The sequence below is a fragment of the Candidatus Pelagibacter sp. Uisw_136 genome (assembly GCF_047720275.1).
In the GTDB taxonomy this organism is placed as follows: Bacteria; Pseudomonadota; Alphaproteobacteria; order Pelagibacterales; family Pelagibacteraceae; genus Pelagibacter.
Genome location: NZ_CP159812.1, coordinates 52,027 through 66,087 on the forward strand (window position 1 = coordinate 52,027; position 14,061 = coordinate 66,087).

15 protein-coding genes are annotated in these 14,061 nt (G+C 28.4%); 6 read left to right on the forward strand and 9 right to left on the reverse strand.

The window, feature by feature from the left end:
- Positions 1 to 2: 2 nt before the first annotated feature.
- A complete protein-coding gene (locus tag ABXT53_RS00230) occupies positions 3 to 1,283 on the forward strand; it encodes an ActS/PrrB/RegB family redox-sensitive histidine kinase (protein WP_415290679.1) in 1,281 nt (426 codons plus the stop codon).
- On the opposite strand, the gene ABXT53_RS00235 is transcribed toward ABXT53_RS00230, so the two are convergent.
- From ABXT53_RS00235 to ABXT53_RS00245, 3 genes are read right to left on the reverse strand one after another with little or no spacing between them, the layout of a single operon-like run.
- Positions 1,280 to 3,088 carry a cobaltochelatase CobT-related protein gene (locus ABXT53_RS00235; protein WP_415290680.1) on the reverse strand — a complete coding sequence of 603 codons (1,809 nt, stop codon included), beginning with the start codon at positions 3,086 to 3,088 and terminating at the stop codon, positions 1,280 to 1,282. The genes ABXT53_RS00230 and ABXT53_RS00235 overlap by 4 nt on opposite strands.
- Entirely contained in the window at positions 3,089 to 4,063 is a 975-nt protein-coding gene (cobS, locus tag ABXT53_RS00240; RefSeq protein WP_415290681.1) for a cobaltochelatase subunit CobS, read from the reverse strand.
- Positions 4,053 to 4,580: a J domain-containing protein gene (locus ABXT53_RS00245; protein ID WP_415290682.1), complete on the reverse strand. Its 528-nt coding sequence runs from the start codon at positions 4,578 to 4,580 to the stop codon at positions 4,053 to 4,055. The genes cobS and ABXT53_RS00245 overlap by 11 nt, the downstream gene beginning before the upstream one ends.
- A 25-nt stretch (positions 4,581 to 4,605) precedes the next feature.
- Between ABXT53_RS00245 and ABXT53_RS00250 the strand changes: the two genes are divergently transcribed.
- Positions 4,606 to 4,866 carry a BolA/IbaG family iron-sulfur metabolism protein gene (locus tag ABXT53_RS00250; RefSeq protein ID WP_415290683.1) on the forward strand — a complete coding sequence of 87 codons (261 nt, stop codon included), beginning with the start codon at positions 4,606 to 4,608 and terminating at the stop codon, positions 4,864 to 4,866.
- On the opposite strand, the gene aroB is transcribed toward ABXT53_RS00250, so the two are convergent.
- Complete coding sequence (gene aroB, locus ABXT53_RS00255) at positions 4,855 to 5,961, reverse strand: 3-dehydroquinate synthase (RefSeq protein ID WP_415290684.1); 1,107 nt, start codon at positions 5,959 to 5,961, stop codon at positions 4,855 to 4,857. The genes ABXT53_RS00250 and aroB overlap by 12 nt on opposite strands.
- Positions 5,948 to 6,460 (reverse strand): shikimate kinase, encoded by a 513-nt coding sequence (locus ABXT53_RS00260; RefSeq protein ID WP_415290685.1) that lies wholly within the window; start codon positions 6,458 to 6,460, stop codon positions 5,948 to 5,950. The genes aroB and ABXT53_RS00260 overlap by 14 nt, the downstream gene beginning before the upstream one ends.
- 209 nt (positions 6,461 to 6,669) lie before the next feature.
- Between ABXT53_RS00260 and ABXT53_RS00265 the strand changes: the two genes are divergently transcribed.
- The 4 genes from ABXT53_RS00265 to truA are packed head-to-tail and all read left to right on the forward strand — an operon-like array spanning position 6,670 to position 10,633.
- Positions 6,670 to 8,421, forward strand: a complete 1,752-nt coding sequence (locus ABXT53_RS00265; protein WP_415290686.1) for a hypothetical protein — start codon at positions 6,670 to 6,672, stop codon at positions 8,419 to 8,421.
- Positions 8,422 to 8,447: 26 nt separating this feature from the next.
- The gene (def, locus tag ABXT53_RS00270) at positions 8,448 to 8,966 is read left to right on the forward strand and encodes a peptide deformylase (protein WP_415290687.1); all 519 of its coding nucleotides are present in this window, start codon (positions 8,448 to 8,450) and stop codon (positions 8,964 to 8,966) included.
- 1 nt (position 8,967) lies between these two features.
- Positions 8,968 to 9,900 carry a methionyl-tRNA formyltransferase gene (fmt, locus tag ABXT53_RS00275; RefSeq protein ID WP_415290688.1) on the forward strand — a complete coding sequence of 311 codons (933 nt, stop codon included), beginning with the start codon at positions 8,968 to 8,970 and terminating at the stop codon, positions 9,898 to 9,900.
- A complete protein-coding gene (gene truA / locus ABXT53_RS00280) occupies positions 9,893 to 10,633 on the forward strand; it encodes a tRNA pseudouridine(38-40) synthase TruA (RefSeq protein ID WP_415290689.1) in 741 nt (246 codons plus the stop codon). The genes fmt and truA overlap by 8 nt, the downstream gene beginning before the upstream one ends.
- Here the strand turns inward: truA and ABXT53_RS00285 are convergent.
- From ABXT53_RS00285 to dapD, 4 genes are read right to left on the reverse strand one after another with little or no spacing between them, the layout of a single operon-like run.
- On the reverse strand, positions 10,623 to 11,102 hold the full coding sequence (locus ABXT53_RS00285; protein ID WP_415290690.1) for an SET domain-containing protein: 480 nt from the start codon (positions 11,100 to 11,102) through the stop codon (positions 10,623 to 10,625). The two genes, truA and ABXT53_RS00285, sit on opposite strands and share 11 nt — an antisense overlap.
- Positions 11,103 to 11,133: 31 nt before the next feature.
- A complete protein-coding gene (locus ABXT53_RS00290) occupies positions 11,134 to 12,063 on the reverse strand; it encodes a histone deacetylase family protein (protein WP_415290691.1) in 930 nt (309 codons plus the stop codon).
- Positions 12,060 to 13,217 (reverse strand): succinyl-diaminopimelate desuccinylase, encoded by a 1,158-nt coding sequence (gene dapE / locus ABXT53_RS00295; RefSeq protein ID WP_415290692.1) that lies wholly within the window; start codon positions 13,215 to 13,217, stop codon positions 12,060 to 12,062. The genes ABXT53_RS00290 and dapE overlap by 4 nt, the downstream gene beginning before the upstream one ends.
- Positions 13,218 to 14,045 carry a 2,3,4,5-tetrahydropyridine-2,6-dicarboxylate N-succinyltransferase gene (gene dapD, locus ABXT53_RS00300; RefSeq protein WP_415290693.1) on the reverse strand — a complete coding sequence of 276 codons (828 nt, stop codon included), beginning with the start codon at positions 14,043 to 14,045 and terminating at the stop codon, positions 13,218 to 13,220.
- Positions 14,046 to 14,061: the final 16 nt, after the last annotated feature.

The following is a 14,061-nucleotide window of genomic DNA, read 5'->3' on the forward strand; positions in this document are numbered from 1 at the left end:
TAATGAAGTTTTTCGAAACTTCGAAATATTTTTCATTAAAAAAATCGACTTACATCAACCTAAAGTGGATTGCTATTATTGGTCAACTTGTAACAATTAATCTTATTTACTTTGTATTTGATTTTAAATTCAATTTAATTTTAGAAAATTCAATAATTTTAATTGGAGTTCTAACTAATCTTTATTTAATCTACATAAATAAGAACACTCAGCTATTAGATAAAACTGCATTTCTTTTTTTATTTATTGATATTGTGCAACTGAGTTGTTTGATTTATTTAACAGGTGGAATTATAAATCCTTTTTCAATTTTTTTGATTATTCCAGCTATATTTTCATCATCTAATTTAAGTTTTAGAAGTAATTTATTGTTAGTCAGCTTCACAGTCTTAATGATTATTTTTCTTACCTTTTTTAATCAACCTTTACCCTATCCAGTTAATGAACATTTTCATGTAGATAGTTATTATTATTATTCAATTCCAATAGCATTAATTATTGCTTTAATTTTTTTAAATTATTTTGCCTTAACCTTTGGATCGGAGTCTAGAATAAGGAAAGAGGCACTAAATAAAATGGAAGAAATTATGTCCAAAGAACATGAGTTATTGTCATTAGGTGGACAAGCTGCTGCTGCAGCACATTCATTGGGTACACCATTTTCAACAATAAAGATTATCTCCACTGATTTACTAGAGCAATTTAAAGATAATAAAGATGTTAAAAAAGATATTGAGTTGTTATCTAGTCAAATAGAGAGATGTAGTGAGATTTTAAAAAAATTAACATTAAACCCAGTTATCGAAGATGATTTTATTGATGGTGATTTAACAATGGCAGACTATGTGAGTGAAATAGTCAAATCATTCCAACAAACAAGCAAGAAAGAATTTATTGTTAATTATGATCAAAATTCAAATCCACTAAATATAACTAAATCAATAGAAATTATTTATGGATTAAGAAATTTTATTGGTAATGCAAATAAGTTTTCTGTAAATAAAATTTTTATTAATATAAAAAGTGATAGTGATTTAACTGAAGTTATGATTGAGGATGATGGAGAGGGATATCCAAAAGATGTTTTGAGTAAAATTGGTGAGCCTTATATAAAATCTGTTAAGTCTTCAATAAAATCAAAATCTGGATTAGGTCTTGGGATTTTTATAGGCAAAACACTACTTGAAAAAAATTACGCAAATATTTTATGCAGAAATTCTCAAACAAGAGATGGGGCTGAAGTTAGTATTAAATGGAAAAATGAAGACTTGTTAAAGCTTTAGTGTAGTTTTTTTTTATTTTCAAATAAGCCACTCAGTTGAGAGATCATCACATCTCCAAGCTCATGTACATCTGTTATCTTAATAGCTTTATCATAATATCGAGAAACATCATGCCCAATACCGATAGCTAAAATTTCAACATCACTTTTGGTTTCTATGAATTTAACCATCTTCTTCAAGTGTTTTTCTAAAAAATCTCCAGAATTGACTGATAAAGTTGAGTCGTCAACTGGGGCACCATCTGAAATGACCATGAGTATTTTTCTTTCTTCTTTTCTTTTTTTAATTCTATTATAGGCCCACGAAATAGCTTCCCCATCAATATTTTCTTTTAATAATCCTTCTTTAAGCATTAAACCTATATTATTTTTAGCCTGCCTCCACTGCGTGTCTGCACCTTTATAAATTATATGTCTTAAATCATTTAATCTTCCAGGATTTTTTGGTTTATCATTTTTTGTCCAAGCTTCTCTGCTCTTACCACCTTTCCAATTTTTTGTGGTAAAGCCTAAAACCTCTACTTTTACTGAGCATCTTTCTAAGGTTCTAGACAATATATCTGCACAAAGTGCTGCAATTGTTATCGGCCGACCTCTCATAGACCCAGAATTATCTATTAATAGGGTTACTATTGTGTCTTTAAAATCAAGATCTTTTTCTTTCATAAAAGATAAAGAATTATAAGGATCCATAATTATTCTAGTTAATTTTGAGCTATCCAATAAACCTTCCTCTAAATCAAATTCCCACGCTCTATTTTGTTTTGCAAGCAGTTGTCTTTGTAGTTTGTTAGCAAGCTTAGTAATTAAATCTTGAAACCCTACAAGTTGCTGGTCCAAATTTTTTCTTAACTTTTGAGTTTCTTTCATGTCTTCTAATATTTCAGCTTTTGCAATTTCATCAAATTCTGTGGTGAATACCTTATAATCTTGATCAATATTATTAATATTTGTTTTTTGTAAAACATTTTCTGTACTTTCTTTTAAAGAATCCGAATCTTCTAATTGGTCTTCCATTTGCTGATCGCTAAGATCAAAACCAGCATCTAAACTAGTCTGACTATCATCTTGTTTGCTTTCTTCCTCTTTATCATCAGACTGACCATCATTATCGTTCTCAGATCTATTGTCTTGCTCATTTTCTTGTTCATCGTTTTCTTCATTATTCTCTTCATTATTTGAAGCAAATACATTCATATCTTCTAAAATTTCTGAAAATTTCAAACTATAATTATTTTGATCCTCCAAATTTTTATTTAAAAAATCAAAATGTTTATCAATTGATTCGTCAAATTCTTTTTTCCAAAAACCTAACATTTTTTCAGACACATCGTTGAGCTTTAATTTGAAGAATTTATTTAGCATATATAGTTCAAATGCTTCAGCCACAGGAACATCTTCTTTATTTTTTAATTGCTCTTTATGACTAGATAATATTTTTTGGCTATAGTTTTCACTTAAATTTTTTCCAACTCCTTTGAGCATTTTTCCACCTAGAAGTTCATATCTAATTTTTTCAGCAATATTATATAAAGACTTACAAGAAGGATTATTAGGTAGATTTTTGTTAAATATTTCCTTATTTGAAAATTTTTTCTTTAGTGCGCCAGAGTCAGTTTCTGCTCTTAGTCTAACAAAATCACTCTTATTTGATAAATTAGTTACATCAAAAAAACCAGTCTTTTTATTACTTAAATCTTTATCTAATTTTTTAACATCTAATTTATAATCTTCAGAAATTACTTTAGCAGTAGAAATTAAAGCTTGTTTAAATTGCTCCTTAAAATTATCTTCTTTTGAGCTCATTTAGATCTGAATATTGACCATCGACTCTGGCAACTCTTCCCCAAAACATCTCTGATAATATTCAGCTATTGTATTTTTCTCTATATCGTCACATTTATTTAAAAAAGTAACTCTAAAAGCATAACCTGTGTCTTTGAAAATTTCAGCATTTTCAGCCCAGTGAAGTACGGTCCTTGGACTCATTACTGTTGATATATCTCCTGCTATAAAGCCTTTTCTAGTCAAAGATGCAACTTTAATCATATTAGATACTTTTTCTTTGCCTTTTGGATTGTTTAAATTTTTATTTTTAGCAAGAACAATTTCCATTTCTCTATCGAGGCTAAGATAGTTTAGAGATGTTACAATATTCCATCTATCCATTTGTCCTTGATTTATTTGTTGAGTACCATGATACAATCCAGTTGTATCACCTAAACCAACAGTATTTGAAGTTGCAAATAATCTAAAAAATTTGTTTTGTTTTATAACTTTATTTTTGTCTAAAAGAGTAAAATTTCCTTCAGCTTCTAATACTCTTTGAATAACAAACATCACATCTGGTCTTCCCGCATCATACTCGTCAAAAACAAGGGCAACTGGGTTTTGGATTGACCAGGGCAAAATACCTTCTTTAAACTCTGTAATTTGTTTGCCATCTTTTACAACGATTGCATCTTTTCCAATAAGATCAATCCTGCTTACATGGCTGTCTAGGTTTACTCTAATACAAGGCCAGTTTAATCTAGCTGCAATTTGTTCAATATGGGTAGACTTTCCTGTGCCATGATAACCCTGAACCAAGACACGCTTATTGAAAGCAAAGCCTGATATAATTGCAAGAGTAGTATCTCTATCAAATTTATAATTTTTGTCTATTTCAGGAACGTATTCGCTTCTTTTAGAGAAAGCATCAACCTCCATATCTGAGTCAATTCCAAAACTTTGTTTTAAAGACATTTTAATGTCTGGCTGTATGTTTAAATCAGGTGTCAATTTTTTCCTTATAAGTATTTTTTAGCTGAGTATAAGCCAAAGTAATTAATTTAAGTTTTTCTTCGTATTCTTTATTTCCCAAATTAATATCAGGGTGAAATTTTTTGACAAGAGTTTTGAACTTATCCTGTATTTGCCCCCATTTTTGGCCAACTGAAACACCCAGAATACTAAAAGCTTTAATATCATTAGCATCAAATTTGAATTGATTCATATGATTATATTCACCTCTAAGTTTAGTCTTATCAAACTCATCTTTTAAAGTATTGTTCCATAGAACTTTAAAAAAGTTATCTGAAGAGCTAAAGCTTTGAGTGGGTTTGTGCCAAGTCATATCTGACTTTAAAAAATCAAATACCTGTTCATCATCCATTCCCTTAAAATAATTCCAATTTTTATTGAATTCTTTAACGTGAGCCAAGCAAAGTAGTCTATAGCGTTTGCTATTATCTTTCTCAATTGGTGCCTTATATTCACCAGTATCAAAGCAATTATTCCAATCACAAATATTTTTCATGCTATATAGTAATAAATTATTATTTATGAATATAAACGAATTAATTGAAATTGTTAAAAGTAAAATTGAAGCAGAAATTGTTATGCAAGATTTTAAAATAGAAGATAAAAGTTTTTTACATAAAAATCATAAAGGAAACCAAGAAGGAATGTTCCATTTAAAATTAATTATTAAATCTGAAGAGCTAAAAAAATTAAATAAGATAGAATCAACCAAGAAAATATATAATATTTTAGATCATGAGTTGAAAAAATACATACATTCTATTCAAATACTACTTAGTTAATTCTTTTTTTAAAAAGAGATTAATAGTTTTTTCATTAAACTGTAATTTGTAAACTGGGGAACCTATTTTTTTAAGTAAAACTAAATTAACTTTCTTTGTATTATTTTTTTTATCTTTTTTCATAAAGGATAAAATTGTATTTAAATTTTTTATTGAAAAGAATTTATTAATATCTCTTGGAAGACTTAGATCATTTAAGTGATCGTTAATTAAGTTGAATTCTTTTCTACTCAAAATTTTAGTTAACAAACTAAATTTTGCAGCAGTTTTAACACCAAGAATAACTGCTTCACCATGATTTAATCTTGCTGAATAACGTAGTGTTGCTTCAAAAGCATGGGCAAAGGTATGTCCAAAATTTAGTATTTTTCTTATACCCAATTCTTTTTCGTCAGTCTCAACTACTTTTTTTTTAATCAAGCAGCTTTGTTGTATAGCTTTCTTTATAAAAGGACTTTTTAATTCTAAAATTTTTTTCCCATTCTTATTTAAAAAAGAAAAGAACTTTTTTCCATCAATAAGGGAATGTTTTAAAATTTCACCATATCCACAGACAACTTCTCTTTTTGGTAAAGAGTTTAAAAAATTAATATCTGATATAACAAGACTGGGTTGGTAAAATGAGCCAATTAAGTTCTTACCATATTTGGTGTTTACACCAGTTTTTCCTCCGATAGATGAGTCGACCTGTGAAAGCAGTGTTGTTGGTATATTAACAAACCTTAGGCCTCGCTTATACATACTTGCTGCAAAGCCTGACACATCACCAGTAATACCCCCACCAATAGAAATTAAACAGTCATTTCTATTAAAATTTTTTTTTAAAAGAATTGATATGATTTCATTGACACTTTTTTGATTCTTATTTTTTTCACTTGCATTAAAATAATGAATTGTAGCTGATCCTTTTGGTAAAGATTTTAAAGCACTTTTTACTAAATTTTTTGGAACATTTTTATCAACTACAAGAAGGCATTGATTGAAGCTAATAGAACTTTCTTTCAAAAATTTATTTATTTTGCTTAAGATATTGTTTCCAATAATAATTGAATATTTTTGACTGTTAGTACTAACTTTTAATTTAATTAAACTCATATGTTTTTATTATTGTTTTAACTATTTCATTTTTCGTTAATTTATTACAGTTTATTTTAAAATTAGCTTTCGAGTATACTTTTTTTCTTCTGTTAATAATGGCTTTAATTTCTTGCTCAGTCGATTTTGAGGCTAAGGGTCTTTTTTTATTACCTTTAATTCTTTTAATTAAAACTAAATCATCCCAATTAAGCCAAAATGAAAAATGATTTGTTAAAATATCTTTTCTGATCTTGTCATTAATAAAACCACCTCCACCCAAGGAAACAACAACATTTTTGTGTTTTAAAGATTTAATTGTTATTTTTTCCTCTAAATTTCTAAAGTAGTCCTCACCATTTACTTCAAATATTTCTGAGACGGTCATTCCAGCATGCTCTTCGATTAAATTGTCTATATCAATAAATGGGATGTTTAATTTTTTTGAAACCATGGCTCCAATAGAGGATTTACCTGACCCCATCATACCTAAAAAAACGAGGTTTTTATTTGAATTCATAAACTTTCTTTATTGAAAAAACACAAATATGTCTTAATTTGAAATTATTAAAGAATATATGCAATTTTCAAAAAACACAAGCAGTGGTAGCAGTAAAAGTCTATTAATCAAAATAGCCTTGGTAATAATTATTTTTATTGGAGTCACCGTGCTACTTGGGAAAATTGAATTTCCATCTCCAAATAAAGATATTGAAAAAATCATCCCTAATGAAAAACTCAAAATTGTTAAGTAAGAACTATTTTTTAGTTATATTATTTTCTTTATTTTTTGGTTATGCAACCAATTCACAAGAACCAGTTGATATTTGGAAAGTAGGTGAAAAAAAGCCTGAAGAAAACACAACCTCAATTGAAGACGAAGCTGAAAAAAATATTCTACAGAATGGTATTTATGAAATGCAGTCCCAAAAAGAAGGAGAATTAAGTATAGAGGAAACACAAACTTTAATTTCAAAAGAAACAAAGTTAGTTGGAATTTATGATCCTGCAGAAAATGGTTTAGATATTAATATGTGGTCTAATTCTAATGGAGATCAAATTTTAAATATCTTTAAAAGAATAGATAAATTGGAACTTTCAAGAGATGCTACGGAGATTTTGGATATTTTATTATTAACAAATGCACATTATCCAGAAATGAATATTTCAAAAGAGCAGTTTTTAGAAATTAAATCAAAGTGGCTTATTAAACATTCAAACTTTGATTTAATTGAAAAATATTTATTAAATAATCAGATTATTAATGAGCACCCAAAACTTACCAAGCATTTAGTAGATCATTATCTATCTCAGTCAAATGTTAAAAAAGCTTGTGAGATTTTTTCTAAAATTAAAGAACCAATGCAGGATCTATATTTATCTAAATTTAATATTTACTGTTTAATTAATAATAATAAAAGAGAAGAAGCTCAATTGCTCATCGATCTTCAATCAGAATTAGGATTTATTGATAAGTTTTTTAACAAAAAAATTGATTACTTGATGGGGTATAATACGGAACCTGAAATAGAAGTTTCAGAAAAAACAATTTTAGATTTTCACTTATCTCACAGAACAAATCCAGAATTTAAATTCGAACCAAAAAATACAACATCCAGACAAATATGGAAATATTTATCAACTTCAAATCTATTAGATAATATCAGAGATATTGAGCTTACAGATATAGAGAAAATCACTAGTATTGAAAAAGCAACACATGAGGGAAATTATACAGAAAAAGAATTATTTGAACTTTATAAGAGATTTCAATTTAATATTAATCAATTATTAAATATTAAAGAGTCAACTAAAGTGCTCTCAACAATAGAGACAAGAGCACTAATTTACCAAGGAATTTTAATTACTACTGAAATTGAGAATAAATTACAGTTAATGAATGCTCTTAAAAATTCTTTTAAGAATGATGGTATTGAGAACGCATTTAACATAGAATTAAAAGCTTTTTTAAAAGATATAGAGGAAGATAAAATTCCTGCGAATTTTACAACGTTTTATCTAAATAATTCAGATGATGAAGAAATAGAACAAGCAAATATTAAAATAAATAATAAGATTTTACATCAATCAAAATTAATAAATTATTTAAAATCAAAAAAAGATCCTACAAAAGATATAAATGATTTCTTAAAAAAGATAAAAAAAAACAAAAAATATTTTTTTTCTAAAAAAGATGTAATTTTAGTTGAAGCTTTTAAGTCTGATGGTATTAAAATTTTAGAGAAGTATAATGATTTATATCAAATAAATGAATCAGAAATACCATCTGATATTCAAATATTTGTTAACAGTGGCGATATGGCTGCTGCATTGCTTAGAATTGTTGAGATTATAGGGCAGGACAATTTAAACAATATTGATGAGGACACATTATACTTTATTATAAGCACACTTAATCAGTTAAATGCAGATCCACTAAGAAATAGGATACTCTTTAAAGTTCTTCCTTTAAAAGTTTAAAATTTATACTAAAATAATCAGTGATTATGACAGTTAAACCAATTTTAACAGAACCAAACAAGCTATTAAGACAGATTTCTAAACCAGTTGAAAGTGTTGGTGACGACGAAAGAAAGCTTATGGATGATATGTTGGATACTATGTATGCGGCACCTGGAATAGGTCTTGCAGCAATTCAAATAGGTGTACCTAAAAGAATTATAGTGATGGATATAAGTAGAGATGAAGATAAAAAAGAACCAAAATATTTTGTTAATCCAGTAATTAAAAAGAAAAATGATAAAACATCAAAATATGAAGAGGGCTGTTTATCTGTCCCAGACCAGTTTGCTGAAATAGAAAGACCAAATGAATGTGAAGTTGAATATTTAGATTACAATGGAAAAAAACAATTATTGAAAACAGATGGATTATTGGCAACCTGTATTCAGCATGAAATGGATCATTTAGAAGGAATTTTATTTATAGATTATTTATCTAAATTAAAAAAATCTATGATAATTAAAAAACTTTCTAAAATTAAGTCTAATAGAATAATCGTTTAAAATGGCAAAAAAAATTGTCTTTATGGGTACACCATTATTTGCTGTACCGATTTTAAAATCTTTGTATGAAAAAAATTATATAATACCTACTGTATACACACAGCCACCAAAAAAATCTCAAAGAGGTCAAAAAATAAATAAGTCACTAATACAAACTGCCGCTGAAGACTGCAATATAAATTGCAGAACACCAAATACATTAAAAGAAAATAAAGAAGAGTATGAACATTTAAAACAACTAGATCTAGATTTGGTAATTGTTGTGGCTTACGGTCAAATAATACCCAAAGAATTTTTGAATCTTGCTAAAAAAGGTTTTATAAATATTCATGCTTCCCTTCTACCGAAGTGGAGAGGAGCAGCACCCATTCAAAGATCTATTATGAATTTAGAAAAAGAAACGGGAATTAGTATTATGAGAATAGGAGAAAAACTTGATACTGGTCCAGTTTGCAATAGCTATAGAGTAGAAATTAAAGATAGTGATAATGCAGAAATTATATCAAATAAACTCTCAATTTTAGCTTCAAAAAAAATTATAGAAAATGTAAACAATATATTCGAAGATAAACTAACATTTAAAGAACAAGATGACTCAAAAGCAACTTACGCCTCTAAAATTGAAAAGTCAGAGGGTGAAATTCAGTGGAATGATAATGCAGAAAGTATTATTGGAAAAATAAATGGATTATACCCAAGCCCTGGAGCCTTTTTTATTTTTAAAGAAGAAAGATACAAAATTTTAAAAGCAGAATTAGGCACTAAAAGTGGTGAAATAGGTGAAGTAATGACTAGTGATTTTGAAATTAGCTGTGGAAATGAAAAATCTATAAAAGTTATTGAAATTCAAAGACAAGGAAAAAAGCCTCAAAATATTAATGAATTTGTTCTTGGTTCTCAAATAACAAAAGGTTCAAGATTAACAAATGTTTAGATATCAAATTTTAATAGAATATATAGGAACTAGTTTTGTTGGATGGCAAATACAATCTAAGGGAAAATCAATTCAAAAAGAAATACAAGTTAAGTTGTCAAAACTTTTAAAAGAAAAAGTGGTCTTGATAGGATCTGGAAGAACAGACACTGGTGTCCATGCAATAGAGCAGTCAGCTCATTTTGACTGTAAAAAAGAAATTCAAAATTTAGATAAGTTATTGAAATCAATTAATCATTTTATAAATGATAAAGGTATTTCTATTTTAGTAATTAAAAAAAGAAGTTTAAAATTTCATGCAAGACATTCTGCTAAACAAAGAATTTATAAATATATAATTTTTAATAGATTAAGTAAGCCTTCTCTAGAGAAAGAAAGAGGTTGGCACATAATTAAAAAATTAGATATTGAGTTAATGAAAAAAGGGGCAAAAAAACTTTTAGGTACTAAAGATTTTTCTACTTTCAGGGCATCAAGTTGTAATGCAAAAAGTCCAATTAAAACTATGAAATCGGTTTTCATTAAATCAAATGCTGGAAAAATTGAAATACAGTTTAAATCACAATCATTTTTACAACAACAAGTACGATCAATGGTAGGTAGTTTAAAATACCTGGCTGAAAATAAATGGAATTTAAAAAAATTTGAATTTATTGTTAAATCAAAAAAAAGAATTCTTTGTGCACCACCAGCGCCTGCTGAGGGATTATTTTTAGAAAAAGTTATTTACTAGCTTTTTGTTGACTAATACTAAATTTTTTATTAATTCTCCATCTAGACTCTGCTCGAACAATATAGCCACAACAATTTTTTGACTTACACATGCATTTGAATTGTTTATAATCTTCATCGTAGCCAAAGCCATAATCGGCTGTTATCTCTTCACCTTTTTTAATATCTTTTATAGCAATCACCCATAATTTTAAACCTGTCCCGTTATAATCACAGTTATTAGAACAAGAGTGATTTATTAAACGTGCAGGGTTCCAAGACACGTCTCCATCCATGTCATATTTCTTATTTAAGTTAAATAAGTAGATAGGTTTTGCATTATCAAACCTTTTAGTCGCTTCAGTTTGTTTCTTGGTGATAACTTTACCAACATAATCAACAATTCTAGTACCTTCCTTAATATCTTTTGCAGCATAAAGGCCACGTCCCCTTTTGTCGATGTTAGATTTTTGAATTTTATAAAGTTTCATTGTGAGTTCTTTAATGCGTATTGAGAAATTATCAATTAAATTCTAGTAAAGCTTTTACATGCATCTCAGTGCTTTCTTGAAGTGCTAATAGATCGTATCCACCTTCTAAAATTGACACTACTTTTCCATCACAATATTGTTTTGATAGCTCTAGTGTTCTTTTAGTAATGTTATAGAAATCTTTTGACTCTAATTGAAGTTGTGCCAATGGATCATCTTTATGGGCATCAAACCCTGCAGAAAGTAAGATAAATTCAGGTTTAAATTCTTTAATTTTTTTAAGTACAAATTCATAGGCATTTAAATATTCTTCAGAGGTTGTTCCTGCTGGCAAAGGAATATTTAATATATTGTTATGTTTTCCTTTTTCATCATTAGTGCCTGACCCAGGGTAATAAGGGTATTGATGAGTAGAAATATATAGAACTTTTTCATTATCATAAAAAATATCTTGAGTGCCATTTCCATGATGAACATCAAAATCAATAATTGCTACTTTTTTAAGTTTATATTTATTTATAAGATAATTGGCTCCAACAGCTACATTGTTATAGATGCAAAAACCCATAGCTTTATTTTTCTCTGCATGATGCCCTGGAGGCCTGACAGCACAAAATGCATTGTTAAAATTTTTATTTTGAACACCATCAATAGCTGTAATGATTGAACCTACTGCATCTGACGTGGCATCCTTACTTCCAGGGGAGACAATCGTATCTCCATCTAAAAAAGATAATCCTTTTTCAGGAAAAGATTTTTCTACGAAATTTATATAATCAGAATTGTGAGTTATTTCTAAAAGTGATCGGTCAAATTTTGAAGGTTTTTTCCAAATTAAATTTTTATTATCTAACTTTTTAAAGTTATCGATAACTACCGTAACTCTATCAATTTTCTCTGGATGACCGTCGCCTGTATTGTGATTTTGATAAGTGTCTGAGGTTATTAAACCAGTTTTCATTTAAAATAATTTTCTAAAATATTATGATATATTTTAGTCAATTTTTTTAGATCTGAAATAGACACTGCCTCATCTACTTTGTGCATTGTTTTACCTACTAGACCAAATTCTAAACATGGAGCAATTTTTCTAATAAATCTTGCATCTGAAGTTCCACCTGTTGTAGACAATTGAGGTTTAATTTTTGTAATTTTTTTTATTACATCTTGAATCATATAAGTTGTTTTATTAGGCTTAGTTAAAAAAGCTTCGCCTGATACACGATATTCTACTTCAAAATTAGATTTATCTTTTTTAGTAATTTTTTTGAAAATTTTATTTAATCTATTCTTTAAGCTAGAAGATGAGTGTTTATTGTTAAATCTTATGTTGAATGTGGCTCTTGCAAGTCCTGGAATAACATTATCAGCTGTATTATAGATATTAATTTTAGTTACTTCTAAATTTGTTGGCTGAAAGTCTTTTGTTCCTTTATCAAATTTTATTTCTTTTATTTCATTCAGTATTTTGATCAATGAAGTCGATGGATTTTTAGCCCGATGAGGATATGCAACATGACCTTGAGTTCCAATTATAGTCAATTCAGCATTGATACTTCCTCTTCTACCAATTTTAATCATTTCACCAAGTTTATTAGGGTTTGTTGGTTCACCAACTAAGCAAAAGTCTATTTTTTCTTTTTTCTTTTTTAAGTAATCAACTACTTTTTTAGTACCATTAATTGCAACACCTTCTTCATCACCAGTAATTAATAAACTAATTGATCCGTTAATCTTTTTATTATTTGATACAAAGCTATTTACAGCAACAACCCAGCTTGCAATTGCACTTTTCATGTCATTAGCACCTCTACCAATAAGATGATTTTTTTTAATAGCTGGACTAAAAGGTTTAATCGTCCAATCTTTTATATTTCCTGGAGGTACTACATCCAAATGACCAGCAAACATAAAGTTTGGTTGAGAATTACCTAATCTTGCATATAGATTTTTAACTGGTTTAGAGTTTTTATCTTTAAACTCTAAAATCTTACATTTAAATCCAATAGCAGTTAATTTTTTAGCTAGAAATTTCATTACTCCAGCATCAATTGGTGTAATGCTTGGAAATCTTATTAGCTCTTTAGCTAATGTGATTTCATTGTAAGTTGGCATTTAGTCTCTTAATAAGTCGTTAATAGAAGTTTTAGATCTAGTTTTTTCATCAACTTGTTTAATAATTACTGCACAATATAAAGCAGGTCCTTTACCATCTTTACTTGGAAGGCTGCCTGGAACTATTACTGAGTAGGGTGGAATTTTTCCATAGATTACTTCACCAGTTTCTCGATAAACAATTTTTGTAGATTGACCAATAAATACACCCATAGATAATACAGATCCTTCTCCAACAATTACTCCTTCAACTATTTCTGAACGAGCTCCAATAAAACAGTTATCTTCGATGATAGTAGGGTTAGCTTGCATTGGCTCTAATACGCCTCCAATTCCAGCACCACCAGATATGTGACAGTTCTTTCCTATTTGTGCACAAGATCCTACAGAAGCCCAAGTATCCACCATAGTTCCTTCATCTACATAAGCTCCAATATTTACAAAGCAAGGCATTAGCACTGCATTTTTTCCAATAAAAGATCCCTTTCTAACCGGAGAATTTGGAACCATTCTAAAACCAGCTTTTATATGATCTTCCTTAGTCCAATTTGCTGTTTTACCTTTTAGTAAATGAGACTTGTCATACCAACTGCTATATGGGCCACTCAATGAATCCATATCATGAGTTCTAAAACTTAACATTATCGCTTTTTTAACCCACTGATTAACCACCCACTCATTACCATTTTTTTCAGCAACTCTTAGTTCACCTTTATCAACAAGTTCAATCGTTTGGTTGATAGCATCTAATATAGACTTATCAGATTGACCGTTGATGGAGTCTTTATTGTCCCAAGCTGTATTGATAATGTTTTCAAATTCTTTCATAGTTTTATTTTATCGT